This is a genomic window from Leisingera sp. ABM4_101 (genome assembly GCF_056158725.1).
In genome coordinates this window covers 1,809,500-1,836,094 of the sequence record NZ_JBSWTV010000002.1, presented here as the reverse complement: position 1 = coordinate 1,836,094, position 26,595 = coordinate 1,809,500, and the positions used below count along the sequence as shown (strand labels likewise).

General features: G+C 64.0%; 27 protein-coding genes. 19 read left to right on the top strand and 8 right to left on the bottom strand.

Features of this window, described 5'->3' with window-relative positions; translation table 11 throughout:
• The first annotated feature begins 27 nt into the window (after positions 1-27).
• Complete coding sequence (locus ACXAEK_RS10075; RefSeq protein WP_475041628.1) at positions 28-1,383, top strand: aminotransferase class III-fold pyridoxal phosphate-dependent enzyme; 1,356 nt, start codon at positions 28-30, stop codon at positions 1,381-1,383.
• Positions 1,384-1,574: 191 nt separating this feature from the next.
• On the opposite strand, the gene ACXAEK_RS10070 is transcribed toward ACXAEK_RS10075, so the two are convergent.
• From ACXAEK_RS10070 to ACXAEK_RS10060, 3 genes are all read right to left on the bottom strand, one after another.
• Entirely contained in the window at positions 1,575-1,886 is a 312-nt protein-coding gene (locus tag ACXAEK_RS10070; RefSeq protein ID WP_475041626.1) for a 2Fe-2S iron-sulfur cluster-binding family protein, read from the bottom strand.
• A gap of 19 nt (positions 1,887-1,905) precedes the next feature.
• Positions 1,906-3,195, bottom strand: a complete 1,290-nt coding sequence (locus ACXAEK_RS10065; RefSeq protein ID WP_475041625.1) for a type I glutamate--ammonia ligase — start codon at positions 3,193-3,195, stop codon at positions 1,906-1,908.
• Between the two features lie 107 nt (positions 3,196-3,302).
• Positions 3,303-4,562, bottom strand: coding sequence for a cytochrome P450 (locus ACXAEK_RS10060; protein ID WP_475041623.1), 1,260 nt, complete (start codon positions 4,560-4,562; stop codon positions 3,303-3,305).
• 81 nt (positions 4,563-4,643) lie between these two features.
• Here ACXAEK_RS10060 and ACXAEK_RS10055 point away from each other — a divergent pair, with 81 nt between their 5' ends.
• Positions 4,644-5,354, top strand: a complete 711-nt coding sequence (locus ACXAEK_RS10055; RefSeq protein WP_475041622.1) for a type 1 glutamine amidotransferase — start codon at positions 4,644-4,646, stop codon at positions 5,352-5,354.
• Between the two features lie 62 nt (positions 5,355-5,416).
• On the opposite strand, the gene ACXAEK_RS10050 is transcribed toward ACXAEK_RS10055, so the two are convergent.
• Together ACXAEK_RS10050 and ACXAEK_RS10045 are read right to left on the bottom strand one after the other, a co-directional pair.
• Positions 5,417-6,067 (bottom strand): GntR family transcriptional regulator, encoded by a 651-nt coding sequence (locus tag ACXAEK_RS10050; RefSeq protein ID WP_475041621.1) that lies wholly within the window; start codon positions 6,065-6,067, stop codon positions 5,417-5,419.
• A gap of 127 nt (positions 6,068-6,194) precedes the next feature.
• A complete protein-coding gene (locus ACXAEK_RS10045; RefSeq protein WP_475041619.1) occupies positions 6,195-7,823 on the bottom strand; it encodes a sulfatase-like hydrolase/transferase in 1,629 nt (542 codons plus the stop codon).
• Between the two features lie 131 nt (positions 7,824-7,954).
• Here ACXAEK_RS10045 and ACXAEK_RS10040 point away from each other — a divergent pair, with 131 nt between their 5' ends.
• Positions 7,955-8,506, top strand: coding sequence for a GNAT family N-acetyltransferase (locus ACXAEK_RS10040; protein ID WP_475041617.1), 552 nt, complete (start codon positions 7,955-7,957; stop codon positions 8,504-8,506).
• A gap of 99 nt (positions 8,507-8,605) precedes the next feature.
• Here ACXAEK_RS10040 and ACXAEK_RS10035 read toward each other — a convergent pair whose 3' ends face one another.
• The 3 genes from ACXAEK_RS10035 to ACXAEK_RS10025 all read right to left on the bottom strand — a co-directional run bounded on the left by ACXAEK_RS10035 (position 8,606) and on the right by ACXAEK_RS10025 (position 14,116).
• Positions 8,606-10,585: an acetyl/propionyl/methylcrotonyl-CoA carboxylase subunit alpha gene (locus tag ACXAEK_RS10035; RefSeq protein ID WP_475041615.1), complete on the bottom strand. Its 1,980-nt coding sequence runs from the start codon at positions 10,583-10,585 to the stop codon at positions 8,606-8,608.
• A gap of 11 nt (positions 10,586-10,596) precedes the next feature.
• Positions 10,597-12,213, bottom strand: a complete 1,617-nt coding sequence (locus tag ACXAEK_RS10030; protein WP_475041613.1) for an acyl-CoA carboxylase subunit beta — start codon at positions 12,211-12,213, stop codon at positions 10,597-10,599.
• Positions 12,214-12,337: 124 nt separating this feature from the next.
• Positions 12,338-14,116, bottom strand: a complete 1,779-nt coding sequence (locus ACXAEK_RS10025; protein WP_475041612.1) for an acyclic terpene utilization AtuA family protein — start codon at positions 14,114-14,116, stop codon at positions 12,338-12,340.
• 248 nt (positions 14,117-14,364) lie between these two features.
• On the opposite strand from ACXAEK_RS10025, the gene pcaF reads away from it, so the two are divergent.
• From pcaF to ACXAEK_RS09945, 16 genes are all read left to right on the top strand, one after another.
• Positions 14,365-15,567: a 3-oxoadipyl-CoA thiolase gene (gene pcaF, locus ACXAEK_RS10020; RefSeq protein WP_475041611.1), complete on the top strand. Its 1,203-nt coding sequence runs from the start codon at positions 14,365-14,367 to the stop codon at positions 15,565-15,567.
• Positions 15,568-15,590: 23 nt separating this feature from the next.
• Positions 15,591-16,568 carry a 1,2-phenylacetyl-CoA epoxidase subunit PaaA gene (paaA, locus tag ACXAEK_RS10015; RefSeq protein WP_475041609.1) on the top strand — a complete coding sequence of 326 codons (978 nt, stop codon included), beginning with the start codon at positions 15,591-15,593 and terminating at the stop codon, positions 16,566-16,568.
• A gap of 62 nt (positions 16,569-16,630) precedes the next feature.
• Positions 16,631-16,915 (top strand): 1,2-phenylacetyl-CoA epoxidase subunit PaaB, encoded by a 285-nt coding sequence (gene paaB / locus ACXAEK_RS10010; RefSeq protein ID WP_008557866.1) that lies wholly within the window; start codon positions 16,631-16,633, stop codon positions 16,913-16,915.
• Positions 16,915-17,676 (top strand): 1,2-phenylacetyl-CoA epoxidase subunit PaaC, encoded by a 762-nt coding sequence (gene paaC / locus ACXAEK_RS10005; RefSeq protein WP_475041607.1) that lies wholly within the window; start codon positions 16,915-16,917, stop codon positions 17,674-17,676. The genes paaB and paaC overlap by 1 nt, the downstream gene beginning before the upstream one ends.
• Before the next feature lie 128 nt (positions 17,677-17,804).
• Positions 17,805-18,278 carry a 1,2-phenylacetyl-CoA epoxidase subunit PaaD gene (gene paaD / locus ACXAEK_RS10000; protein WP_475041605.1) on the top strand — a complete coding sequence of 158 codons (474 nt, stop codon included), beginning with the start codon at positions 17,805-17,807 and terminating at the stop codon, positions 18,276-18,278.
• Positions 18,279-18,288: 10 nt separating this feature from the next.
• The gene (gene paaE, locus ACXAEK_RS09995) at positions 18,289-19,362 is read left to right on the top strand and encodes a 1,2-phenylacetyl-CoA epoxidase subunit PaaE (protein ID WP_475041604.1); all 1,074 of its coding nucleotides are present in this window, start codon (positions 18,289-18,291) and stop codon (positions 19,360-19,362) included.
• A 24-nt stretch (positions 19,363-19,386) separates the two neighbouring features.
• Positions 19,387-20,148: a Phenylacetic acid catabolic protein gene (locus ACXAEK_RS09990; RefSeq protein WP_475041603.1), complete on the top strand. Its 762-nt coding sequence runs from the start codon at positions 19,387-19,389 to the stop codon at positions 20,146-20,148.
• 200 nt (positions 20,149-20,348) lie between these two features.
• Positions 20,349-20,849 carry a VOC family protein gene (locus ACXAEK_RS09985; protein ID WP_475041601.1) on the top strand — a complete coding sequence of 167 codons (501 nt, stop codon included), beginning with the start codon at positions 20,349-20,351 and terminating at the stop codon, positions 20,847-20,849.
• Positions 20,850-21,069: 220 nt separating this feature from the next.
• Positions 21,070-21,933, top strand: a complete 864-nt coding sequence (locus ACXAEK_RS09980; protein WP_475041599.1) for a branched-chain amino acid aminotransferase — start codon at positions 21,070-21,072, stop codon at positions 21,931-21,933.
• A 299-nt stretch (positions 21,934-22,232) separates the two neighbouring features.
• Positions 22,233-22,688 (top strand): universal stress protein, encoded by a 456-nt coding sequence (locus tag ACXAEK_RS09975; protein ID WP_475041597.1) that lies wholly within the window; start codon positions 22,233-22,235, stop codon positions 22,686-22,688.
• Positions 22,689-22,719: 31 nt separating this feature from the next.
• Positions 22,720-23,319 (top strand): DsbA family protein, encoded by a 600-nt coding sequence (locus ACXAEK_RS09970; RefSeq protein WP_475041595.1) that lies wholly within the window; start codon positions 22,720-22,722, stop codon positions 23,317-23,319.
• Between the two features lie 69 nt (positions 23,320-23,388).
• Positions 23,389-23,955, top strand: coding sequence for a NifU family protein (locus ACXAEK_RS09965; RefSeq protein WP_475041593.1), 567 nt, complete (start codon positions 23,389-23,391; stop codon positions 23,953-23,955).
• Positions 23,945-24,385 carry a GFA family protein gene (locus tag ACXAEK_RS09960; RefSeq protein ID WP_475041591.1) on the top strand — a complete coding sequence of 147 codons (441 nt, stop codon included), beginning with the start codon at positions 23,945-23,947 and terminating at the stop codon, positions 24,383-24,385. Before ACXAEK_RS09965 ends, ACXAEK_RS09960 begins: the two co-directional genes overlap by 11 nt.
• Before the next feature lie 2 nt (positions 24,386-24,387).
• Positions 24,388-25,011, top strand: a complete 624-nt coding sequence (tsaB, locus tag ACXAEK_RS09955; RefSeq protein WP_475041589.1) for a tRNA (adenosine(37)-N6)-threonylcarbamoyltransferase complex dimerization subunit type 1 TsaB — start codon at positions 24,388-24,390, stop codon at positions 25,009-25,011.
• Positions 25,004-25,429, top strand: coding sequence for a GNAT family N-acetyltransferase (locus ACXAEK_RS09950; protein WP_475041587.1), 426 nt, complete (start codon positions 25,004-25,006; stop codon positions 25,427-25,429). The genes tsaB and ACXAEK_RS09950 overlap by 8 nt, the downstream gene beginning before the upstream one ends.
• 155 nt (positions 25,430-25,584) lie before the next feature.
• Positions 25,585-26,583 (top strand): BMP family lipoprotein, encoded by a 999-nt coding sequence (locus ACXAEK_RS09945; RefSeq protein ID WP_475041585.1) that lies wholly within the window; start codon positions 25,585-25,587, stop codon positions 26,581-26,583.
• Positions 26,584-26,595 lie beyond the last annotated feature (12 nt).

Here is a 26,595-nt window from a genome sequence, read left to right as displayed (position 1 = left end):
GCAGGGCTGCATCCAGGAGCTGACCGCATGAAAGACTCCAACTTCCTGAAAGAACACAATGCCAAGTCGCTGTGGCACCCGATGGCGCATCCCGGCGACAGCCTGGCCAATCCGCCCGCTATCATCACCTCTGCGCAAGGGGTGAAGATCACCGATGTGGACGGCCATGAGGTGGTCGATGCAGTCGGCGGCCTGTGGAACGTGAACCTCGGCTTTTCCTGCCAGCCGGTGAAAGACGCCATCGCCGCGCAACTCGATGTGCTGCCCTATTACTCCACCTTCCGCGGCACCACCAATGATCAGGTGATCCAGCTGGCCGAGGAACTGCGCAAGTTCTTCGCACCCGATGGTCTGACCCGCGCCTTCTTCACCTCCGGCGGCTCGGATTTAGTGGAAACCGCGCTGCGGCTGGCGCGCCAGTACCACAAGATCCGCGGCGCAGAAGGCCGCACCAAATTCCTGAGCCTCAAAAAAGGCTACCACGGCACCCACATGGGCGGTGCTTCAGTGAATGGCAATGCCAACTTCCGCACTCAGTACGAGCCGCTCTTGCCCGGCTGCTTCCAGATCCCGGCACCGTATACCTACCGCAACCCGTTCAATGAGAGCGATCCGGAGCGGCTGGCCCAGCTTTGCCTGCAGGCGCTGGAGGACGAAATCGCCTTCCAGGGCGCAGGCACTATCGCGGCTTTCATCATGGAGCCGATCCTGGGTGCAGGCGGTGTGATCCCGCCGCACAAGAGCTTCATGCCCGGCGTGCGTGAGATTTGCTCCAAACACGGTATTCTACTGATCGCTGACGAGGTGATCACCGCTTTCGGCCGCACCGGCTCCTGGACCGGCTCGCGGCACTGGGGGGTGCAGCCCGACATGATGGCCACGGCCAAGGCGATTACCAACGGCTACTTCCCATTCGGTGCGGTGATGATCGCGGACCATTTGACCGAGACTTTCGAGAAGGACACCAGCGGCAAAGCCGCCATCGGCCACGGCTACACCTATTCCGGCCATCCGGTTGGAGCCGCGGCGGCGCTGGCTTGCCTGGAAGAGACGCTGAAACTGAATGTGCCGGAAAACGCCACTGCCCGGGGTACCCAGCTGCATCAGGGACTGCTGTCGCTGCAGCAGAAATACGAGCTGATCGGCGACGTGCGCGGCGGCCATGGGCTGATGAGCGCGCTGGAACTGGTTTCAGACTGCGCCACCAAGGCGCCGGTAGACAAGAAAACCATCGGCAGGCTGCAGGAGGTTGCCTATGAGGCTGGCGCCATGGTGCGGGTCTCCGGCCCCAACATCATCCTCTCACCGCCGCTGGTGCTGAGCGAGGCGGAGGCAAATACCATCCTCTCCGCCCTGGACGCAGGCTTCGCGGCGGTGAGCTGACCCAGGCGGCAACCGCTGCCGCGCCCGGACCGCCAGGTCCGGGCGCTACCAGATGCCATGGCGGGCCCGAAGCATGTGCTTCGGGCCTGCGCCTTCGGTGGCGCCGCTGACGCGGCGCGGTTGCGTAATACGGAAACGGACCCAGCCGCCGCAGCCGCGCCTGTTGCATCAAGCTATGATCATATTCCGGGTCAGACCGCCGGTATTTCCAGTACCAGCCCGCCCAAGTCCGGATGCGTCTCGATCTGGCAGCTGAAACGGCTGATTTCCCGCCGCCCCTCAGCAAGATCCAGCACTGCCTCTTCGAATTCGCCGGCCTCACCGCATTCCGCCGCCCACTCCGGATCCACGAAGACATGGCAAGTGGCACAGGCGAGACAGCCGCCGTACTCGCCCGCCACACCAGGCACATCATGTGCCAGCGCCGCCTCCAGCAGGCTTTGACCATAGTCCACTGTTGCCGTGACAGCCCCTCCACCCGGCAGCTTCCAGGTGACTTGCATCGGTTTTCTCCGCGGGTAGTCAGATGAAATGCACGTAAAAATCGCGCATACCGTCGCCTTCCAGATCGCGGGTCTTGCGCACCTCCTTGCGCTTCATGAAGACGTGGTTGGCGACCAGTTCGGACCCGACGGCACCGGCAAGCACAGTGTCCTTCTCCAGATCAGCCACAGCCCCCTTCAAGTCTATTGCCGTGCCCTCGCGGGCATCGGTGCGGTCGAACCCGTCTCCGGTTTCCATCGGAGGCAGCTCGTGGCCGGTCTCTACCCCAAGGCGTGCAGCCTGCAAGACAGCCGCAACCGTCGTGTAAGGGTTGGAGGAGGCATCCGCCATCCGGTGCTCCAGCCGCGCCTTGGCACCGCCTTCCGAGCTGATCCGCGTTGTCACATTGCGGTGGTCGCCGCCCCAGTTCTGCCAGTAGCCCGACAGCGACCCCGGCTGCAGCCGCATGTAGCTGTTGGCGGTTGGCGCAATCAGCCCCGCCAGCCCCTTGTGGTGATGCAAAAGCCCTGCCAGGCAGCCGCGTGCCAAATCGTTCATATGCTCCGGCCCGCCCCGCGGCCCGGAGGACAGCGCGTTGCCGCCCGCCTCATCGGCGAAGGAGAAGTTGATATGCATGCCCGAGCCGCCGGCCTCGGCCACTGGTTTCGGCATGAAGGTCAGGACAATGCCGTATTCCAACGCCACCTCCCGCGCCATCAAGCGGAACAGCACGATGTCATCCACCGCCTTCACCGCGTCGTCAAAGGTGAGCGTGTATTCAAACTGCGGGCTGTCGAATTCAGCGGTGATCATGTCGAGCGAAAAGCCCATGTCATCCGCCATCGCCCAGATCCGGTCATTGAACCGCAAGGGGTCGGCAAAGGGCCCAGTACCGTAGACCACTCCGCCTGGCGCATCATAAGGCATCAGCCGCCCACGGTCGTCTGCCTGCAGGGCAAAAGCTTCCAGCTCAATCCCGACTTTGGGGGTCAGCCCGTGTTTCTGCCAGTCCGCAACCGCCCGCTTCAGCGCCCAGCGCGGGCACAGCGCCAGCGGCTGGCCTTCATCATCGTAAAGATCACCCAGCACCACCTTTGTAGAGGCGTGCCAACTATCGCGGATATCGTCATGCAGCCATTTCAGCTCCATGTCCGGCAGTCCCTGTTTCACCATCGAACCGGGCGCATCCAGCAGATCCTTGTCGTAATGGGTGCCAAAAACTGAGCGGCAAAAGCGGGTCGAGTCATCGCCGATCTTGGAATTCGGCAAGTACTTTCCCCGCATGATGCTAAGGTGGTCGCAGAACATCGCGCGCAGACGGGTCTTCATGGCTCTGGGTCCTTCTCTGCTGGACAGTCATCGGCATCGTTTGCCCGTGCCTTATTACTTAACATATTTAGCGGTTATTGCGGAGTCTTTCCTGCCAGACAGCGCCCTCACACAGCTTCCACACGCACCGGCAGCTGCTTGATGCCGCCGACAAAGTTCGAGCGCAGGAATTTATGCGGACCGGCGGCCTCGATGTGCCGGATGCGCTTGGCCAGCTCCTGGAACAGCACCGTGACCTCCAGCCGCGCCAGCCACATCCCCAGGCAGACATGCGGGCCGAACTGGCCGAACGACAGATGCCGGTTCGGGCTGCGGTGCAGATTCACGTGAAATGGATCCTCGAAATAGCCCTCGTCCCTGTTGGCTGAGGCAAACCAGTACAGAACCTTGTCGCCTTCGCGGATGGTCTTGCCATGCATTTCCACATCCCGCGTCGCGGTGCGGCGGAAATAGAGCGCCGGTGTCGCCCAGCGGATGATCTCATCGGCCGCCGTCTCCCAGACCGCACCACCCTCCTGCATCTGCGCCAGCAGTTCGGGCTGATGGCACATCGCCTGGATACCTGCAGCAATGGAATAACGTGTGGTGTCATTGCCCGCCGCCACCAGCAGGCAAAAGAAATTGCGGAAATCGGTCTCGGTAATCACCGAGCCATCCTTGGCCGGTTCCAGGATCAGGCTCAGCACGCCCGAAGTATCGCCCTTCTTCGCCTTTTCCTCCATCAGCTCCTTGGCATAGATGTACAGCTCCGCCCCGGCGGGCGAGTTGAACGGCATCATCCGGAACTCATCCGTCTGCATCTTGTCCAGCACGTGGGAGGTGAAATCCGGATCGGTATTGGCAATCAGCGCATCGCCTTTCTCGACCAGCCAGGGCAGGTCTGCCTCCGGCAGCCCTACCACCCTGCCCAGCATCCGCATCGGCAGCTGACGGGCGATTTCCTTGGTGGCGTCGAACTCCCCCTTGGCCAGCGCCTGATCCAGAATATCGGCGCAGAGCTCGCGAATGTCCTGCTCATACTGTGCCATGGTGGTCTTGGAGAACGCTTTCAGCAGCTTCATCCGCACCTTGGAATGTTCCGGCGGATCGGTTTCCTGAAAGGTGCGCCGCGCCAGGTATTCCTCGTAGGACTGATCCTCCATCCGGATCCCGCGCGCAGAGGAGAACACCTCGGTGTTCTTGTTCATCACGGTGATGTCTTCATAGCGCGTCACCGACCAGAAATTCTTGCCGCCTTCGTATTCGGTCCAATGCAGCGGATCCTCCCGCCGCAGCCGGGCGAAGGTGTTGTGCGGTGCACCATGGGCAAAGGTGTCATGGCTGGTCAGATCCGCATAACCGTCGTCGGTGGGGGTCCAAACTGTCATTGCGGGCTTTCCTAAGTTGCTTGCTTAATGTATATTAATGAGCACCATAAATATGTAAACGAAAATCTTGCGAGCCTTCTCATGCACTTGGCCATCCTGATGACCAACACCGACGAAAGCGGCTTTGCCCAAAGCCACCCCAAGGACGGCGAAAAATTCACCGACCTGGTCCTGATGGCACGGCCAGGCTGGCGCACCACGGTGTTTGCCGTAAAGGACGGTGTATTCCCGCAGGATCTGTTCAAATTCGACGGCGCGATGATCACCGGCAGCCCAGCCTCGGTCCGCTCCGGCGCGCCTTGGATCACACAACTGCTGGCGCTGATCCGCACTGCCCACGCCCGGCAATTCCCACTGTTCGGGGCCTGCTTCGGCCATCAGGCAATCGCAATGGCACTTGGCGGCAGCCTGGATCACAATCCCGGCGGCTGGGTGCACGGGCTTACCCGCAACCGCTTGCTTACCCGCCCGGACTGGGCCGCCGCCCTGCCGGAAGAGTTGAAACTCTACGGCTCACATTGTGAATACGTCAGCCGCCTGCCGCCAGACGCGGTCCCGCTCACCAAGAGCAACGGGCTGAATTCGGGCTGCACCCTGGGCAGGCATATCTTCACATGCCAGCATCATCCGGAGATGACACACGGGTTCATCTCCGCTCTGACCGAAGAAATGAGGGACACGCTTGGCCCCGGCGCCTATGCCCGCGCGGTTGCAAGCCTTGCGGAGCATTCCGACCAAACAAAATTTGCCGAGAGCCTGGCGGCGTTCTTTGAACAGGCTGCCCGTCCCTGACGCGCCGGCTTCTTTCTGGTTAAATATACCCTGCCGAAGGCCCGGAGCCGAAAGGCTCCGGATCATCCCAGCGCTGCCAGCAGATCCATCACCGTGACCTGGTCGAATTGCACATGCGCTATCATCGCGGCCTCTGCCCCCTCCCGGTCATGGGCAAGGATCAGCTGCGCAATCTTACGGTGCTCTTTGGCCGACTGCGCGATGACGCCGGGATAGCGGTAGCGCGCCCGGTAATAGGCCATCAGCTTGCGCGCATTGGTCTTGATCATCTCGACAAGAAACGGATTGCCGGAGCCTTCCGCAACACAGGCATGGAACCGCAGGTTCAGCTGGTAATAGCCAGCCGGATCATCATCCTGCTTTTCCGCTGCATGTGTCTCGCAAGCCGCCACGGCCGCTTGCAGCTCTGCCGCTTGCGCTGGAGACAACCGCCGCGCCGCCAGCGCCGCCGCCTGCCCCTCCAGCCGGGCATGCACTTCCAGGATCGCCAGGAATTCCTCCAGCGTCGGCTTGAACAGCACCGCCCCTTTGCGCGGCAAACGCTTGATCAATCCAATGGCTTCCAGCTGGATGAAAGCCTCGCGCACCGGTGTGCGGGACACGCCGTGCCGCTCCACCAGCTCGCTTTCCTCCAGCGGCGCGCCGGGCACCAGGCGGCCTGCCTCGATATCCTGAAGGATTGCGTTCAGAACCTGTTCTGTCTGCCCTGCCATTGCGCCGCCTTTGATGCGTTTGAGGCCAATTTATGCGCCTCTTCTCTGCTTGGCAACGCGCGCCGGGGGCGCTGCCCCCGCCCTTGCGGGCTCCCCCGGAGTATTTTTGGCAAGATGAATGACGGTCTCAGGCCTGAGGCACCGGGCCGCGGTATTTCTCCGTCAGTTCCGGTGCAACCTCATCTGCCTCAAAGACGCCCAGCAGGATGCCTTTGCGCCCGGACTTGCCGCGGCGAGCCTTGATCTGGGCGTCGGAAAGCGTGATCCGCTGCGACATACGCAGCCCCCATTTCAACAACCGGTCATACATCAGGTCAATGACCTCCTGATGCGCAGCGCCCTTGGCGAGATCCACAAGCTCGTCCGGGTCATTCTCCATATCAAACAGCATTGGCCGCAGCCCGCCTTCGGCATGCATGAACTTCCACCGCTTGTCTGTTACCATGAAGAGGCGCGCATCTTTCGGCTCCAGCCCCAGTTTGTCGCACAGCGGCATGGTGGAGTAGTCGAACTCAGCAATGGCATAGTCCCGCCACTCCGGTATTTCCCCGTGCAGGAAGGGCATCAGCGAGCGCCCCTCCAGGATATGCGGCGCCGGTTCGCCGCCAGCTGCCTCAAGGAAAGTGGGCAGCAGGTCGATCGCCTCCACCAGCTCATCACAGGTGGTGCCGCGGGAGGCATCGGCCTCTGCGCGCGGGTCATAGATGATCAGCGGCACCTTGATCGAGGGCTCGTGGAACAGGTTCTTTTCCCCCAGCCAGTGGTCGCCCAGGTAATCGCCATGGTCCGAGGTCACCACGATCATCGTGTCCCGCATCCGGCCGGTTTCCTCCAGCCAGGCAAACAGGCGGCCCATCTGATCATCGGCCTGTTTGATCAGCCCCATGTAGGCGGGAATGACTTTCTCCCGCACCTCATCACGGCTGAAGGTCTTGCCGATCTGGTTATTCATCATGCCGTTGAACACCGGATGAGCAGCCTCCCGCTCCGCATCCGAGCGCACCACCGGCAGCACATGCTCCGGCCCGTACATGTCATGGTACGGCGCGGGCACGATATAAGGCCAATGCGGCTTAATATAGCTGAGGTGAGCACACCATGGCCCCTCAGCCTGCTCTATGAATTCCATAGCCTGCGTAGTCAGCCAAGGCGTTTCACTGTCTTCCCCGGCGACATTGGCAGGCTTGTCCGCATTGACCATGAACCAGCCGGAAGCGATGTCCCCCCCCTCAACCCCGGCATTTGCAAAGTCGTTCCAAGGGTTTTCCCCCGGGTAGCCCTTCGCCTTCAGATACTCATTATAGGGGCTGCGCTTGCCGTCATAGAACCCGTCCGGCCCCTCCGCCCACAGCCCGTCGTCGCGCACCCAAGGATCAAAACCGCATTCCGACTGGCGCACGCCGATCACACTGTCCGGCGCCAGCCCCAGCCGCTGCATGCCCTCCGCATCCGCCACCATATGGGTCTTGCCGATCAGGTGGCAGCCCATCCCCGCCTTGCGCAGGTGGTCCCCCATGGTCCATTCACCGACCCGCAAAGGGTAGCTGTTGAACTGCACCCCGTGGCTGGAGGGGTAGCGCCCGGTATAGCTCGACATCCGCGAAGAGCCGCAGGTCGGCGACTGCACATAGGCGCGGGTAAAGCGCACGCCTTTGGCCGCCAGCCCGTCAATATGCGGTGTCTGCAGATGCGGGTGGCCGGCACAGCTCAGATAGTCGAACCGCAGCTGGTCGAACATGATATAGAGAATGTTCATCGGCGCCTCCTGCTAAGTCCGGCCGCAGTATTAAACAAGTAAAGCAATCCTGGCGAGAAGATCTTCTTGACCACCCGGCAGGGATCGCAGAACAGTTAAACTCTTTGCAAAGCTGATTTCAGAATTCCGCCATGTCCCGGGAAGCCCCCGCAACAAAAATCCGCCCAGCCGCTGCACAGGATTGCGCCGCCCTTGCCGCGCTTTCCATCGAGGTCTGGCTTACCACATATCTGCGGGACGGCATCAGCCAGGGTTTCGCAGAATATGTGCTGAGCGAGTACACGCCCGGCCATTTCGCCGCGGCGCTCCAGCGGGCAGAAGAATGCCTGCTGGTGTCGCAGAACAGCCAGGATGGAATCGACGGCTATATCCGGCTGGTGCACGGGCGCCCAAGCCCGGCAGGCGCCTCTTCCTGCACTGAAATCGCCACGCTTTACGTCCGCCCTTGCGCCCAAGGCAGGGGTGCCGGCCCTGGACTGCTCCAGGCCGGGCTTGAGGCCTGCGCAGCCCGCTCCTGGGACGCGCCCTGGCTGGCAGCGAATACAGAGAACACGCGCGCCACCGGCTTTTATCTCCGGCACGGATTCGAGCGCACGGGCCTAACATATTTCCAGCTGCAGGACCGCCAGTACCCCAACGATGTCTTTCAGTACCGCGGCCCGATACCTGCTGCCGCAAACTAACCGGCGCAGCCTCCCGTCCGCCGCCAGTCTTTCCAAGGAAAGACCTCCTCCGGCTGAGTTTTCAATGCCCCGGCGACGGGCAGAAGAGCCCCCTATTGCTCAAATGCCAGCGGTGTCCACCCCCCGGTCCATTTCGAACAGCAGCTGCCCGGCCGCGACCTGCTGCCCTTGCAAGACTGCAACCCGGACGATCCTGCCCGCGCCCGGCGCCAGGATCTCATGCTGCATCTTCATCGCCTCCACCACCGCCAGGCGGCTGCCTGCTGCAACGGTTTCTCCCTCGCCCGCGCAAATCTCCAGCAAAAGCCCATGCATTGGCGCCATAACGCGGTCCGATGCAGTGCCGCGGTGTTCTTCGGACCCAGCCTCGCGGCGGCACAGGCTGAATATCCGCCGCTCCGTCGCAATATGCAGCCTCTGCCCTTCCATCCGGCAGGACCGCAGGCCGGCCTGCACCCCGTCAACCTGCGTCTGCGCCTGCGTTCCAGCCACCAAGTGCCGGGCAGAGCCGCAGCGCACAACGGTTCCCCCGCGCCGGTGCTCCAACTCCGCATCGACGCGCTCTCCGCCGCATTCCAGCCTGAAACAGGAAAATAAGGCCCCTTGGCTCGACCAGCCCAGCAGTTCCGGTGCAACCCCGCCAGCAGCTTCAGCACAGCGCGCCTGCTCCGCCCTGAACAGCAACGCCGCGCCCAGCGCAACCTCCCTGCTGGACGGCGCGGTGCGGAACCCATTCGGAAAATGCCGGGAAATGAAACCCGTCGCCGCCTGCCCGGCTGCGAATTCCGGATGCTGCAGCACCTCGATCAGGAAATCCCGGTTGCAAACCGGCCCCAGCAGCACGCACTCCCCCAACGCTGCGGCCAGGCGCTGGCGCGCGTCCTCCCGGGTTTTGCCACGGGCCGCCAGCTTGGCCAGCAACGGATCGTAGAAAGCCGTGACCTCCTGCCCGCCGGCAATTCCGGCGTCGACCCGGACACCGCTGCCGCCCGGCGGCTGCCACTGCAGGATCCGCCCGGCCTGGGGCAGAAACCCGTTTGCCGGATCTTCCGCATAAAGCCGCACCTCAATGGCATGGCCGTCAAAGCGCACATCTGCCTGCGCCAGTCCCAAGGCCTCGCCCCGTGCGACGCGTATCTGCATCTCCACCAGATCCAAACCGGTGATCATCTCCGTGACCGGATGCTCCACCTGCAGCCGGGTGTTCATCTCCAGGAAGTAGAAGTCTCCGCCCTGGTCCAGCAGGAACTCCACCGTGCCCGCCCCCTGGTAGCCAATGGCCTCCGCAGCCTTGACGGCCGCCGCTCCCATACGGCGGCGCAGGGCGGCGTTCACAGCGGGGCTGGGCGCCTCTTCCACCACCTTCTGGTGGCGGCGCTGGATGGAACAGTCGCGCTCCCCCAGGTGGATCACCTGCCCCTGCGCATCGCCAAAAACCTGAACTTCCACATGCCGGGGATTGGCAAGTGCCTTTTCCAGGATCACCTCACTGGAGCCAAAGGCCGCCAGCGCCTCACTGCGCGCCAGTGCCAAGGCGCGGTCAAAACCCGCGGCATCCTGGACCAGCCGCATCCCCTTGCCTCCGCCGCCCGCGGCAGCCTTGATCATCAGCGGATAGCCGATGGACGCCGCCGCCCGGGCCAGCACCTCTGCATCCTGATCCGGTCCCTCGTACCCCGGCAGACAGGGCACAGCCGCTGCGGTCATCCTGCGCTTGGCGGCGGCCTTGTTGCCCATCAGGCTGATGACCTCCGGCGAAGGGCCGATGAACACCAGGCCAGCCGTGGCGCACGCACGGGCAAAGGCCGCACTCTCTGACAGAAACCCATATCCGGGATGGACCGCGCCGGCGCCGGCCTCTTGTGCGGCAGAGATCAACTTTTCAATCGACAGGTAGCTGTCCGCCGCCGGGCCATCGCCGATGCACAGGGCGCAATCCGCAAAGGCAGCATGCGGGCTGCCAGCGTCTGCCGATGTGTAAACCGCAACGCTCCGCAACCCCATGCCCCGCAAAGTGCGCATCACCCGCAGCGCAATTTCTCCGCGGTTGGCAACCAGGACCCTGTCAAAACTGCTCATCCCCGCCCCCATCAGATCCGCGCCACGCCAAAACTGTTCGGGTGGAGCTGCCGCGCCCGCGCCTCCTGGCAGGTTTGCAGGCAGAAGCCGACCACATTGCGCGTATCGCGCGGATCAATCATGCCCATGTCCAGCACCCGGCCACAGGTGTAAAACGCATCCGACTGCCCGTCGAAATGCGCCGCGATCCTCTTGCGCTGCGCGGCCAGCCGCACCTCATCCGGTGCCGCGCCCTGACGTTCAGCAGCGCGCCGGGCGACCTGCTCCATTGTCAGCGCCGCCTGATCGCCGCCCATAACCCCGGTCACCGCATTCGGCCAGGTGAACAGGAAATCCGCACCGAAGGCACAGCCGCACATGCCATAGTTCCCGGCCCCGAAACTGGCGCCGGTATAGATCGAGATCTTCGGCACCCGGATATTTGTCACCGCCTGGATCATCTTGGCGCCATGCTTGATCATGCCTGCCCGCTCAGATGCGGTGCCGACCATAAATCCGGTTGTATTGTTCAGAAAGACCACTGGCGTGCCCGCCTGGTCCATCGCCTGCAGGAAATGCACGGCCTTGGCGGCGCCGTCCGGGTCCAGGGGACCGTTGTTGCCGAGGATCCCGACGGCCTGCCCCATGATCCGCGCCTGCAGGCAGACCGTCGCTGGCCCGTAATCCGGCTTGAAATCCCGCAGCCTCGAACCATCCACGATCCGCGCCGCCACTTCGCGCATGTCATAGGGCTTGCGGTAATCCACCGGCACAAGGCCGGCGATGCCGTCCCCCTGCAGAACCGGAGCTTCACACGTCTCCATAGGCGGCGCACAGCGCGCCCAGCCCAGCCCGGCCACCACCTCGCGGGCCAGCGCAATTCCATGGGCGTCATCTTCCGCCAGGTATTCCACCAGCCCCGTGGTCCGGGCATGCATCTCTGCGCTTCCTAGATCCGCGTCTTGCGCTTCCTCGCCTGTGGCCGCCTGCACCAGTGCGGCGCCCGCCAGCATCGCCATGCCGTTCCCCTTGACCCCGATCACATAGTCCGACAGCCCCGGCTGATAGGCTCCGCCCGCGGTGGAGGCCCCATGCAGCACGGTGATCACCGGGATACCCGCTGCCGACAGCCGCGCCAGCCCCGCAAACATGCCGCCGCCATGCGCCCAAAGCTCCACCGTATAGCGCATCAGATCAGCGCCGGCGCTTTCCACCAGATGGATAAAGGGCAGTTTCTGCTTCTCGGCAATAGCCAGCGCACCCAGCGCCTTATCCACCGATTTCTGCGTCATCGCGCCGGCATTGATCCCGGCGTCATCGGCAAAGACCATCACCCGCACGCCCTCGGCATAGCCAATCCCGAGGATGATCGACGCACCAGGAATTGAGGTCTCCGGGTCCGGATCATCAACCAGGTAAGAGGCCATGTTATAGAGCTCCAGGAACGGCAGCCCCGGGTCCAATAGCGCCGAGACGCGCTCTCGCGGCGAAAGCTGCCCCCGCTTGTCGAAGACCGGGCGGCGTTCTTCGGATTTCGCCGCCGCGCGGGCCTCCAAATCACGCATCCGCTTGACTAGCTCCAGCATGTCCTTGCGGTTTTGGGCAAAGGTTTCGCTGCCGGTGCTGATTTTGGTTTCGACGGCTGTCATCGCAAGTCTCCGCCTTTCGCCCGGCGAAGCCGGGCAGTGCCCGGCCGCCCCCATGGGCGGGCACTTCGTTTCCGCCCGCGGCCGGACACCGCCCTCTGCGTCATGCTGCAGCATTCCGGCATTCTCAAATCTCCTCCAGCAAGTCCGCGTCCACCCGCACCGGTGCCGCCAGCAGCAATTGCGCATAGCCCTTGCCCTGCGGATCATTGCGCAGGGACGACGTGCCGCCGCCGCCCAGCGCGCCGTGCAGCAGGATATTCATGGACAGGCTTCCTGGCAGATAAAACCGCTCCAACCGGCCCTCCCAGAAATGCCCGAACACCCGGCGCAGATGGGCCTCGTCCAGCGCCTCCCAGATCCAAGGCATCACGTCGGGCCTGCGCGCGATCACGCCGATATTGGCAATGTCGCCTTTGTCACCGCTGCGTGACCAAGCCAGGCGCATCAACGGCACCTCCATCACCCGCGCCGCTTGCGGCATAGGCGGCGGCGCAGGCGGCTCTACCATCTGCCGCGGGACACCTGCGGCTGCCGGCACGGCGCTGTGGCCCGCAGCGTCCCATACCGTCACCGGCATCTTGGGCAGCAGGCAGGAAAACAGCGCCAGCACCGGCGATGGCTTGGGCCGGGCGCCCGCAAAGCCGCTGAGCCCCGGCGGCGCTGACAAACCCAGGCCGACAGCCTCTTTCAGGAACACCCCCACCCCGCGCGCCTCCTTGTGGCGCACAGCGATCTTGGCCGCCACCTCCCGCGCGGGTCCGCTCTGCCGCAGCCCGCCGAACTGGCTTTCGCTGCCGATCAGCTCAATACACACATCGCTGAAATCCGGCAGCTTCATCCCCTGCAGCACGTCCCGCGACCGGGCCAGCGCCGCCTTGGCAAAGGCCCGCGCCTTGGCCTCGGCATCAAGGCCATAGAAGGTAAAGTGTTGGCCGCCGCGGAAACCATCCTGCCAGGTGATACAGATCTTGCAGGTATCCGGCACGCCGCGCCCCCTGGCACCGGCCACCCGCACCCGGTCCGCCCCGGCCTCCGTCAGCGTGACCCCGGAAAAGTCGCAGACCACATCCGGCAGCACATAGGCTTGCGGATCACCGGTTTCATACAGAAGCTGCTCCGCTACCGTCCCGCGCGCAACCAGGCCGCCGCTGCCTGCAGGCTTGATCACATCAAAGGAGCCATCCCCGCGGATCTCCGCAATGGGATAGCCGATCCCGGCCATGCCCTCGTCCACGTCCTGCCAGTCGGTGAAATTGCCGCCCGTGGCCTGTGGCCCGCATTCCAGGATATGGCCCGCCAGGCTGCCGCCCGCCAGCAGGTCCAGATCCCGCGGCCTCCAGCCGAAGTGATGGATGCAGGCGCCAAGCGTCACCGCGCTGTCAACGCAGCGCCCGGTCACAACGATATCCGCGCCCCGGTCCAGCGCCGCAGCAATGGGAAAGGCCCCGAGATAGACGTTGATGCTGGCAATCTTCTCCAGCGGCGGGAACGGCGCACCCGTAAACATGTCCCGCGGCGCGGCCTCCGCCAGCTCTGCAGCCCGCCCGAGCAAGTCATCACCTGCAACCACCGCCACCTGCAACTCCAGCCCCTGCGCGGCAATCTCCCGCCGCAAGGCCGCGGCGCAGGCCTCTGGGTTCACCCCGCCCGCGTTGGAAATGACCCGCACACCCTGCCCCGCAATCCCGGCCAGGTTCGGCGCCATCGCTGCCGTCACGAAATCGGCCGCATACCCGGCTTGCGCGTCCTTCGCACGCGCCCGCGCCAGCACCGCCATAGTGATCTCCGCCAGGTAGTCGTAGACGAGAAAATCCAAGCCCCCCGCTGCCAGCAGCTGCGGCGTGGCCAGGGACGCATCTCCCCAGAACCCGGCAGCTCCGCCAATGCGCAGCACCTGTTCCATCGCTCCTCCTTCCTGCTGGCGGCCCATAAGTTACTATAGACCATTTCCACCGCCTGACGCCCCTGCCCTGTTGGAGCCTCCGCCGCGCCAACAGGGCAACGCTGACCCCGCGCCCGCCCATTAGCGTTACAGAATTGTCCAGGTATTCAGGATTGAGTTACATTTAACTTGCCGCGAATCATCTTCCGGCGTATCACCGACCCAACGGTCGGCTTATCCTGCCGCCGCCACAGGAGACGCGAACACCCATGGATGCTTTCATCTGCGATGCCACCCGCACCCCGATCGGCCGCTATGGCGGCGCGCTGAGCCAGGTGCGCACTGATGACCTTGCCGCCCTGCCGATTGCCGCGCTGGCGGCGCGTAACCCGGATGTGGACTGGGGCAGCCTGGATGACGTCATCCTGGGCGATGCCAACCAGGCCGGCGAAAGCAACCGCAACGTGGCCCGCATGGCGGCGCTGCTGGCAGGCCTGCCCACCTCTGTGCCCGGCACCACCATCAACCGCCTCTGCGCCTCCGGCATGGATGCGGTCGGCATGGCGTCCCGCAGCATCAAGGCCGGCGATTATGACATGGCCATCGCAGGCGGCGTCGAAAGCATGAGCCGCGCGCCTTTTGTGATGCCCAAGGCCACATCCGCCTTCACCCGCGCCAATGCGGTCTATGACACCACCATCGGCTGGCGCTTCGTGAATAAGAAAATGCACGAGATGTACGGCACCGACTCGATGCCGCAGACCGCGGACAACGTGGCCGAGGACTACGGCGTCTCCCGCGCAGATCAGGACGCCTTTGCCGCCCGCAGCCAGGCCCGATGGGCCGCCGCGCATGAGGCCGGCATCTTCCAGGACGAGATCACCCCGGTCACCATCCCCCAGCGCAAGGGCGATGACCTGGTGGTGGAAACCGATGAACACCCCCGCCCCGGCACCTCGGCCGAAAAGCTTTCGGGCCTCAAGGGCGTCAACGGCCCTGACAAGAGCGTGACCGCAGGCAACGCCTCCGGCGTCAACGACGGCGCCGCGGCCATCCTGATGGCCAATGAGGCCGCGGCCGCGAGAAACGGTCTGAAACCGATGGCCCGCATCGTCGGCATGGCCGCTGCGGGGGTTGAGCCGCGCATCATGGGCATCGGCCCGGTGCCCGCCACCCGCAAGGTGCTGGCCCGCACCGGCCTGACCATCGAACAGATGGACGTCATCGAACTGAACGAGGCGTTTGCCAGCCAAGGCCTGGCCACCCTGCGCGAGCTTGGCGTTGCGGACGATGCGCCCCATGTTAATCCCAACGGCGGTGCGATTGCACTGGGCCACCCGCTCGGCATGTCCGGCGCGCGGCTGGTGCTGACCGCCGCCTATCAATTGCAGCGCACCGGCGGGCGTTACGCCCTCTGCACCATGTGCGTCGGCGTCGGACAGGGCACCGCTCTGATCCTCGAACGCGTGTAACGAACTTTAGGGAGGTCCCAGACATGTATGCTCAGATGATCAAATCCGAGGCGACCCAGGACGATCCGGAAAAGCTGGCCGCCTTCCAGGCGCGCATCGACGCCGGCGAGAAGATCGAGCCCAAGGATTGGATGCCCGAAGGCTACCGCAAGACGCTGATCCGCCAGATCGGCCAGCACGCCCATTCCGAAATCGTTGGCCAGCTGCCCGAGGGCAACTGGATCACTCGCGCGCCGACACTGGAGCGCAAGGCGATCCTGCTTGCCAAGGTGCAGGATGAGGCGGGCCATGGCCTGTACCTGTATTGTGCGGCGGAAACCCTGGGAGTTTCCCGTGACGAGATCACCGAAATGCTGCTGGATGGCCGCATGAAGTACTCGTCGATTTTCAACTACCCGACGCTGAACTGGGCCGACATCGGCGCGGTCGGCTGGCTGGTGGACGGCGCAGCGATCATGAACCAGGTGCCGCTGCAGCGGACCTCCTTCGGCCCCTACTCCCGCGCGATGATCCGCATCTGCAAGGAGGAAAGCTTTCACCAGCGCCAGGGCTATGACGCGATCCGCAAGATGGCCGAGGGCACGCCCGAGCAGAAAAAGATGGCTCAGGACGCGCTGAACCGCCTCTGGTACCCGTCGCTGATGATGTTCGGCCCGTCTGACAAGGACTTAGTCCATTCCGCCCAGTCTATGGCCTGGAAGATCAAGATGAACACCAACGATGAGCTGCGCCAGAAGTTCGTCGACCAGACTGTGCCGCAGGCCGAATACCTCGGCCTCACCATCCCCGACCCGGACCTGAAGTGGAACGAGGAGCGTGGCCACTACGATTACACCGACCCGGACTGGAGCGAGTTCTTCGAGGTGATCAAGGGCAACGGCCCCTGCAACACAGACCGGCTCGCGGCCCGCAACAAGGCCTGGGACGACGGCGCCTGGGTCCGCGACGGCCTGCTTGCTCACGCCAAGAAGAAAGCCGCGCGCCAGCACGCCGCCGAGTAACCCCAAGCATTCCGGCGCTCCGCCCGACGCGCAGCGCCCCCTCAGCCAGGAGGATTTGAGACATGAAAAACGAATGGCCCCTCTGGGAAATTTTCATCCGCGGCCAGCACGGCATGAGCCACCGCCACGTCGGCTCCCTGCATGCGCCGGACGCTGAAATGGCGATCAAGAACGCCCGCGACGTCTATACCCGCCGCAACGAAGGCGTGTCGATCTGGGTGGTGGAAGCAAACCACATCGCCGCCTCCTCGCCCAGCGACAAAGGCCCTCTGTACGAGCCGTCGGAGTCCAAGGTCTACCGCCACCCGACCTTCTTCGACATCCCCGAAGAAGTGGGGGCGATGTAATGACCCGCGAAGACGCATTTTCCCAGTTTCTGCTGCGGATGGGGGACAACACCCTGATCCTCGGCCACCGGGTCAGCGAATGGTGCGGCCACGCGCCGGTGCTGGAAGAGGACATCGCGCTGGCCAATACCGCGCTTGACCTGATCGGGCAGACCCAGATGTGGCTGGGCCTCGCAGGTGAGGTGCAGGGCGATGGCAAAACCGCTGATGATCTTGCCTTCCTTCGCGACGCCTGGGATTTCCGAAACGTGCTGTTGTGCGAGGTGCCCAACGGCGACTTCGGCCGCACCCTGATGCGCCAGTTCCTGTTCGACGCCTGGCATTCGATTCAGCTTGGCCGGCTGATGAAATCCTCGGACGAGCGGGTTGCCGCGATTGCCGAGAAAGCTTCGAAAGAGGTTGCCTATCACCTCGAGCGCTCCGCCGACACCGTCGTGGGCCTGGGCGACGGCACCGAGGAAAGCCACCGCCGCATGCAGGAGGCGCTGGACTATCTGTGGCCCTACGTGGGCGAGATGTTCCAGTCCGACGAGGTCGACGCCGAAATGGTCAAGGCGAGCATTGCCCCCGATCCGGCGGCCCTGCGCGAAGAATACGACGCGCTGGTCTCCCGAATCCTGGGCGACGCGACGCTGACCATCCCGGAGAGCCGTTTTGCCCATAAGGGCGGGCGCACCGGTGCGATGCACACCGAGCACCTGGGCCACCTGCTGACCCAGATGCAATGGCTGCAGCGCGCCTATCCGGGCGCCAAGTGGTAAGACAACGGCCAAAGAACTGAGGGCATCGCCCGTCCGGCAGGGCGGGCGGGAAACTCCCGCCTCGAGAGGAGGCTGGACGGGTGTTGCCCGGCGCACTGCCGGGCAGAACAGCCAATGAGGGTAACCGCATGAGCCAAGTGACAACTCAGCCAAGCATTGACCAGATCTGGGAATGGCTCGACGCCGTGCCGGACCCGGAAATCCCGGTGATCTCGCTGGTGGACCTGGGCATCATCCGCGGCGTCGCCTGGGAGGGCGAAACCCTGGTGGTCACCGTCACCCCGACCTACTCCGGCTGCCCCGCCACTTCGGTGATCAACATGGACATCGAAACCGCCCTGCGCGGCCACGGCATCACCGATCTGAAGCTGAAGACCCAGATCTCCCCCGCCTGGACCACCGACTGGCTCACGGAGAAGGGCCGCACCAAGCTGGAGGAATACGGCATTGCCCCGCCCCAGCCCGCAGGCGGCCCGGAAAAATGCCCGCACTGCGGCAGCAAACATGTCACCAAGGTCAGCCAGTTCGGCTCGACCCCCTGCAAGGCCCACTGGCGCTGCCAGGACTGCCTCGAACCCTTTGATTATTTCAAGTGCATCTGAGGAGACCCTGATGGCGCGCTTTCACGACCTAGAAGTCACTGACGTCCGCAAGACCATCCGCGATGCGGTGGTTGTCACCCTGAAGCCCGTGAACGGCGCGGCTGAAGAGTTCGATTTCACCCAAGGCCAGTACCTGACCTTCCGCCGCGACTTTGATGGAGAGGAACTGCGCCGCAGCTATTCGATTTGCGCCGGCAAGGACGAAGGCATCCTGCAGGTCGGCATCAAACGCGTCGACGGCGGCGCGTTCTCGACCTGGGCCAACACCGAGCTGAAGGCCGGCGACACCCTGCAGGCGATGGCGCCGATGGGAACCTTCTTCACCCCGATCGATGGGGCGGCTGAGAAAAACTACCTAGGCTTTGCCGGCGGTTCCGGCATCACGCCCGTGCTTTCGATCCTCAAGACCACTCTGGCGGCGGAACCCAAGTCCTCCTTCACACTGGTCTACGCCAACAAGGGCGTCAACACGATCATGTTCCGCGAGGAGCTGGAGGACCTGAAAAACCTCTACATGGGCCGCTTCAATGTGATCCATGTGCTGGAAAGCGACGCCCAGGAAATCGACCTGTTCACCGGCTTGGTCACCGAAGAAAAATGCGCCCAGCTGTTCGAGCACTGGATCGACATCAAATCGGTCGACACCGCCTTTATTTGTGGCCCGGAACCGATGATGCTGGGCATCGCCAGCGCCCTGCGCATTGCCGGCCTCGATGACAGCCAAATCAAGTTCGAGCTGTTTGCCTCTGCCCAGCCGGGCCGCGCCAAACGCAAGGCCGCCGCAACAGATGCTGCGAGCAGCGCCAACCAGACCAAGGCCGCAATCACCCTGGACGGCGCCACCCAGACCATCGAGATGGGCAAGGACATGACGCTGCTGGACGCGGCGCTGGAAAACGCGATGGACGCGCCCTATGCCTGCAAGGCCGGGGTCTGTTCCACCTGCCGCTGCAAGGTGCTGGAGGGCGAGGTCGAAATGGTCGCCAACCATGCGCTGGAGGATTACGAGGTCGAAAAGGGCTATGTGCTCTCGTGCCAGGCCTATCCGGTGACCGATAACGTCGTGGTCGATTACGACCAGTAATACCTGCCCGAGGGAGGAAAGATCATGACTGACGAAATGAGCATTAGCAGCTATCTGGCCCAGGGCGGCGTGCTGTCCAACCCGTCCAACGTGCCGCCGCGCTACCGCGCCGAGCTGATGAAGATGATGGCAACCTTTGTCGACAGCGAGCTGGCGGGTGCTGCGGGCTTTGCCGACATCATCAACGAAGGACCAGGCATCAAGGCGCGCATCGCCGCTGCCAAGATCGTGCTGGAAAAATCCGACAGCGCCGAAAAGGTGCTGCGCATCATGGGCGATTTTGGCGCCGACACAGAGCGGTACGCCGACCACCACCCCTGGACTGCGCGGCAGGAACGGGGCGCCGACATCGGCCAGACCCGCACCAAGCACGACATGCGGCTGGCGGTGTTCAACTACCCGCTGGAAGGCTGGGCCGACGCGGTGGTGATGAACCTTCTTATGGGCAGCGCGGTTGCGGTTCAGCTGGAGGAGCTGAGCCATGTCTCCTACCAGCCGCTGGCCGAAGCTTTCCGCATTATCCAGCCGGTTGAGGCGCACCACGCCGAACTGGCCGAGGAAGGCCTGATGGTGCTGGTGGAAGCACAGGGGCCAGATACCCTGCAGGAACTGGTCGGCTATTGGTGGCCGCGGGTCGCGGCAAGCTTTGGCTTTGAGACCTCGCAGAAGTTCGAGGGTCTCAAATCCATGGGCCTGCGCCGCACCCCGAATGCAGAGCTGAAGGCGCGCTGGGAACAGGCCGCCTCTGCCGTTCTTGCCAAGGCCGGACTGAACCCCGCCGCCTGATTTCCAGTGGAAACACTCCCGCCCGGGCGTCAGCGCATCACAGATGCGCAGGCCCGGTTGGGCCCGGCGCGCCTGGCGGCGCGCTGGCCATGCCGCGCTGCCAGGCTGTGCAAGTCCGCAGGGAAATGGTGCGGCGCTGCGGAATGGAACCTGCACCGCGCCGCCTCCATATTGCTGGAAACAAGCAATTGGAGACCGACATGAGCACCGGCACCGGCACCGCTCCCCTGCCCGCAGGCACCCGCATCGGCCATGTCCACCTGAAGGTTTCGCACCTGGAGCGGGCAATCGCCTTTTACAGCGGCGTACTGGGGTTCGAAGTGACCCAGCGGCTGGGCGGCTCTGCCGCCTTCCTGTCGGCAGGCGGCTATCACCACCACATCGGCCTCAACACCTGGCAGTCGCGCGGCGGCCCCGCTCCGGCGCCCAGCATGACCGGCCTCTACCACACCGCCATTTTGCTGCCGGACCGCAAAAGCCTGGCTGCTGTGCTGCGGCGCGTCCTGAATGCAGGCATCGCGCTGGAAGGCGCCGCGGATCATGGCGTATCAGAGGCCATCTACTTGCGCGATCCGGATGGCAACGGGGTGGAACTCTACCGTGACCGTCCCGAAGCAGACTGGCCGCGGGGGCCGGATGGCAGCCTCGCCATGGGCACGGAGGCCCTGGACCTGCACGCTTTGCTCGCGGAGGTTGAGTAGGTCAGTACTACTGCCCGAATGTTTCGCGCGCGAAACATTGGGTCAAAACTGCTGACCCAATGGACGCGGCGTCAAATTACGCGCCGCAGCGGCGCAACCTTCTGCGAACAAACAGAAAACGCGCCTCCAACGCATTCTGAAAGGCATCAGCAGACGATGCCGGGTCTAGACCTCAAACCTTTCCCTGCCTACCGTTGCGGCAAACAGAAGGAGGCAGAACATGGCTGTGGGCAAGACGGTCAGGACCTATTTTGAGGGCAGCTGGCATGATGGAAACGTCGCAGTCATGCGGGCCGCGGATCACGCGATGTGGCTGGGCTCGTCCGTGTTTGACGGTGCGCGCTTCTTTGACGGCAGAACACCTGACCTGGACCTGCATTGTGCCCGCACCAATGCCTCGGCTGAGGCGCTGATGATGTCTCCCACCCACTCAGCGGAGCAAATGGCGGAAATCATCCGCGACGGGCTGGAGGGGTTTGCCCCCGCCGCCGCGGTCTATATCCGGCCGATGTACTGGGCTGCCGATGGCGACGAAACGCTGATTGCGCCCAAGGCGGACAGCACCCGCTTTGCCGTCAGCCTGGAAGAAATCCCGATGGCGGCCCCTGAGGCCTCCGCCACGCTGACCCGCACCCGCTTCCGCCGTCCGGTTCTGGAAAACGCGGTGGTGAATGCCAAGGCAGGCTGCCTCTATCCCAACAACGCCCGGATGCTGCGGGAGGCACGCAGCAAGGGATTCAGCAATGCACTGGTGCTGGATGCCATGGGCAACGTCGCCGAAACCGCCACCACCAATGTCTTCATGGTCCGCGACGGCGAGGTGTTCACGCCAATCCCCAACGGCACCTTCCTTGCAGGCATCACCCGCGCCCGCCACATCAGCAACATGCGCGCCGACGGTATCACCGTGCATGAATGCGTTCTGGGCTATCAGGATTTCGAGGAGGCGGACGAGGTTTTTCTTTCCGGCAACCTGAGCAAAGTGACACCTGTCACGGCGTTTGACAGGTGCCGCTACCAGGCCGGTCCGGTCGCCAAACGGGTGCGCCAGCTCTACTGGGACTGGGCCGCCAGCCAAGGATAAGACCTGCGGCCCGGCACCGCCAGCAAAGGCTCCCGCCCGTTCCGGGGTTTCTTGCGAAACCCGCTGCACTGTTGGGCATGGCACCGTGCGGCTGCACGGTGCCGCGCCGCGCGATGCGCGGCGCCCGGCCCAAGGCCGCCAAGGGTGTTCCGGCGCAGCCGGAAGATCCTGCGGGCGCGGGAGCCGCTTCCCTCCCTGCCCCTAGAGCCAGTTTCCTGAAACAGCTCAACAGCTTTGGCTCTATTGCCTGACGCGCCCGCTTGCGCCATGATCCGCGGTGGAGCAACGAGAGAGCAAAGATGCGCAAATTCCTTGTGGTGCTGGACGACAGCCGCGAATGCCTGAACGCCATGCGCTTTGCCGCGATGCGCGCAGCCCATACCGGTGCAGGCGTGATCATCCTTTCGGTGATCCCGCCGGACGAGTTCAACCACTGGATCGGCGTCGGCGAAGTGATGCGGGAGGAAGCCCGCGAACGCATCCATGCCCATTTCGAGGTGTTCGCCAAATGGATGCGTGACCGCCAAAGCGTGGACCCCGAACTGGTGATCCGCGAAGGAGAAGCCGTTCCGGAGATCCTCGACTATATCGAAGGCGACCCGGAAATCGGCGTGCTGGTGCTGGGGGCCGGCACCGGGCGCAAGGGGCCGGGGCCGCTGGTCACCCAACTGACCAAGAACTCCGGCACATTGCCGATCCCGATCACCATCGTGCCGGGCGATCTGTCGAAAGAGAAACTGGAAGCGATCACCTGACCGCACAACACAGGAAGGCAAGGCAGAGGCGATGACCGGCAAGATTACCTTCTGGTTCGAGTTCGCCTCCACCTATTCCTACCTCAGCGCGATGCGGATCGGCGAAATGGCCGCCGCCCGCAGGGTTGAGGTCAGCTGGAAGCCGTTTCTGCTGGGGCCAATCTTTGCGGCTCAGGGCTGGGACACCTCCCCCTTCAACCTCTATCCGGCCAAGGGACGCTATATGTGGCGCGACATGGAGCGGATCTGCGCCGCCCGCGGACTGCCGTTCCGCCGCCCGGAGGTGTTTCCGCAAAACGGGCTGACGGCGGCGCGCCTGGCTTTGGCCGCAGCAGAACGGGGCCGGATTGAGGCCTTTGCACAGGCTGTGTTTCAGGCCCAGTTCGGCGGCGGTGCGGATATAACGCGGGAGGTTGTCCTGCTGGATTGCCTGCAGGCGGCTGGCCTGGACGGGGCACTCCTGCAACGCGCGCAAGCGCCGGAAATCAAATCAGCCCTGCGGACACAAACAGAAGGGGCCATTGCCGCTGGGATCTTCGGCGCGCCGTCTTTCATCAGCGGACAGGATCTGTTCTGGGGCGACGACCGGCTGGAACAGGCCCTGGACCATGCCGCAGGCATCACGATTTAGAATCGTTCCAAATCTTGACTTGGCGGCGCGCAGGGCGCATATCGGGGGCACGCTTAACGGAGGCCCGACATGTTCATTCAGACTGAATCCACGCCCAACCCGGCGACGCTGAAATTCCTGCCGGGCCAGACCGTTCTGGAGGCCGGCACCGCCGACTTCCCCAGCGCCGAGGCTGCAGGCAAATCGCCGCTGGCCGCCCGCATCTTTGCGGTTGCGGGTGTGACCGGCGTGTTCTTCGGCAATGACTTCGTGACCGTGACCAAGGCCGATGGCGTCGAGTGGGACCACATCAAGCCGGCCATTCTGGGCGCGGTGATGGAGCATTATCAGTCCGGCCAGCCGGTGATGGCGGATGGCTCCGCCGATCCGGCTTCGGGCCATGCCGAGCACTCCGGAGAAGACGCCGAGATCGTCAACCAGATCAAGGAACTGCTGGACAGCCGCGTGCGCCCGGCAGTGGCCCAGGACGGCGGCGACATCACGTTTCACGGCTTTGACCGCGGCGTGGTCTACCTGCACATGCAGGGGGCCTGCGCGGGCTGCCCCTCCTCGACCCTGACGCTGAAAATGGGCATCGAGAACCTGCTGCGCCATTATATCCCTGAAGTGACCGAGGTGCGCCCGGTTGCCGTCTGAGGCAGCCGCTCCCATCACAGGCCGCTGTTACTGCGGCGCGGTGCGGCTGAGCTTTAGCGCCCGCCCGCAGACGGTGGCCTATTGCCATTGCAGCGACTGCCGCCGCTGGACCGGCGCTCCGGTCGGGGCCTTTGCAGCCTTTGCCGAAAGCAGCCTGGCCGCGGAACCGGGGCTGGGTCCGTCCTTTTCCAGCCATCCCGGAGTGACCCGCTGGAACTGCCGGGACTGCGGCTCGCCGCTGGCGGCACAGTTCGATTACCTGCCGGGTCAGACCTATGTCCCCATTGGCATTCTGGACCAGGCGGCGGACCTGCCGCCGGAAATCCACTGCCACGACGGCGCGCGCCTGCCTTGGCTGCATTTCACCGATGATCTGCCTCGTGCCGGCGGGTCCGGGCGACAGGCGCTGAACGCCGGCAATAAGAGCTGACCATGCAAGATACTTCCGTTGCAGCAGAAAACAGCGCAGCACCGCTGGTTCTGGGATTTGATACTTCCGCAGGCCATTGCGCTGCGGCCCTGCTGCGCGGGGAAGTGGTGCTCTCTTCCCGGCTGGAAGAAATGACCCGCGGCCAGGCCGAACGGCTGATGCCGCTGCTGGAAGAGGTGCTGGCCGAAGGCGGTGCCGGCTGGAAGGATCTGGATGCCATCGGTGTTGGCGTGGGTCCTGGCAACTTCACGGGTATCCGAATTGCTGTCTCCGCCGCGCGCGGGCTGGCGCTGGGGCTGGAGGTTCCGGCCGTCGGCGTCGACGGGTTCGAGGCCCGCGCCGCCGCAGGCACCCTGCCCGCAGTGCCCGCGCCGCGTGATCAGGTCTATGCAGCTTTGCCAGGCGAAGCACCGCGTCTGCTGCCGCGCCAGGAGGCTGAGGACGCCGCCCGCGGTGCCGGGCTGGCCTTTGCGCCCGAGGCAACCCCGGGGGGAATTGCCGAAGCCATTGCGCGCATCGCCGCAGCACGGTTTGAAACCGCGGCCGAACCGCCTGCGCCGCTGTATCTGCGCGCCGCTGATGCTGCACCCTCCAGCGACGTGCCGCCTGCGTTGCTGGATGAGTGATCTCCTGACCCCAGGGCAGATGGCCGCAACCCATGCCGCGGCCTTCACTCAGTCCCGCCCGTGGAGCACTGCGGAATTCGCTGCGCTGATGGACAGCCCCCTGGCCTTTGCCGCGGGCGATGGGCGCTGTTTCGCACTGGTCCGGGTGATCGCGGATGAGGCAGAGCTGCTGACCATTGCCACCGCCCCCGGCCATCAGCGCCAGGGCCTGGCCCGGACCTGCATGGCCGAGTGGGAATCAGAGGCTGCCCGGCGCGGCGCGGCAGAAGCCTTTTTGGAAGTGGCGGCGGATAACAGTGCTGCACAAACGCTCTACCACTCCTGCGGATTTGCGGAATGCGGGCGCCGCAAAGGATATTACCCCCGCCAGGATACCGCCGCAGCGGATGCGATCCTGATGCGCAAAGCTTTACGTTAGGCCAGTTGCGCGGATTCCGCACCAAATGGTCAAAAAGCGGTTGACCCTCTCCCTGCCCTGCAGGCTAAATTGCCGCACCCTCTATGGCCTGAACGGGGCCGGGCAGCGGAAAACCCCCGCTGCATCCAACAAAAATGACAGTGGGAGTTAACCTGATGACCCTGATGAAATCGCTGATGGGCGCAGCCGCGTCGCTGGCCCTGACAGCCGGTGCCGCGCTGGCCGAACCGGCGCTGATCTTCGACCTGGGCGGCAAGTTCGACAAGAGCTTCAACGAAGCCGCGCATAACGGCGCCCAGCGCTGGGTTGAGGAAACCGGCGGCAAGTACCGCGAAATCGAGCTGCAGTCCGAGGCCCAGCGCGAGCAGGCGCTGCGCCGCTTTGCCGAAGCCGGTGCCAACCCGATCATCACCATGGGCTTTGCCATGGCCGACCCGCTGGGCCAGGTGGCCGCGGATTATCCGGACACCAAATTTGTTGCGGTGGACGTGACCTGGCTGGACGCCCCGAACGTGCGCCAGATCGGCTTTGCCGAGCATGAAGGCTCCTATCTGGTGGGCATGATGGCGGCGATGGCCTCCAAGTCGGACACCGTCGGCTTCATCGGCGGCATGGATATCCCGCTGATCCGCCATTTTGCCTGCGGCTATGCCCAAGGCGCCAAGGCGGTAAACCCTGACGTCAATGTGGTGGCCAATATGACCGGCACCACCCCGGCGGCCTGGAACGACCCGGTCAAAGGGTCTGAGCTGACCAAATCGCAGATCAGCCAGGGTGCTGACGTGATTTATGCCGCGGCCGGCGGCACCGGCGTGGGCGTGCTGCAAACCGCCGCCGACGAAGGCATCCTGTCGATCGGTGTCGACAGCAACCAGAACCACCTGCACCCGGGCAAGGTTCTGACCTCCATGCTCAAGCGCGTCGACGTGGCCGTTTATGAAGCGATGAAAGCCGGCGAAAACCTGGAAACTGGTGTCTTCACGATGGGCCTGGCCGAAGAAGGCGTTGGCTATGCGCTGGATGACAACAACGCGCCGCTGGTCTCGGACGAGATGAAAGCCGCAGTCGATGCAGCCCGCGAACAGATCATCGCAGGCGAGGTGAGCGTGGCCAGCTATTATGAAAACGACAGCTGCCCCGCGCTGAGCTTCTAAGACGAAAGCCCC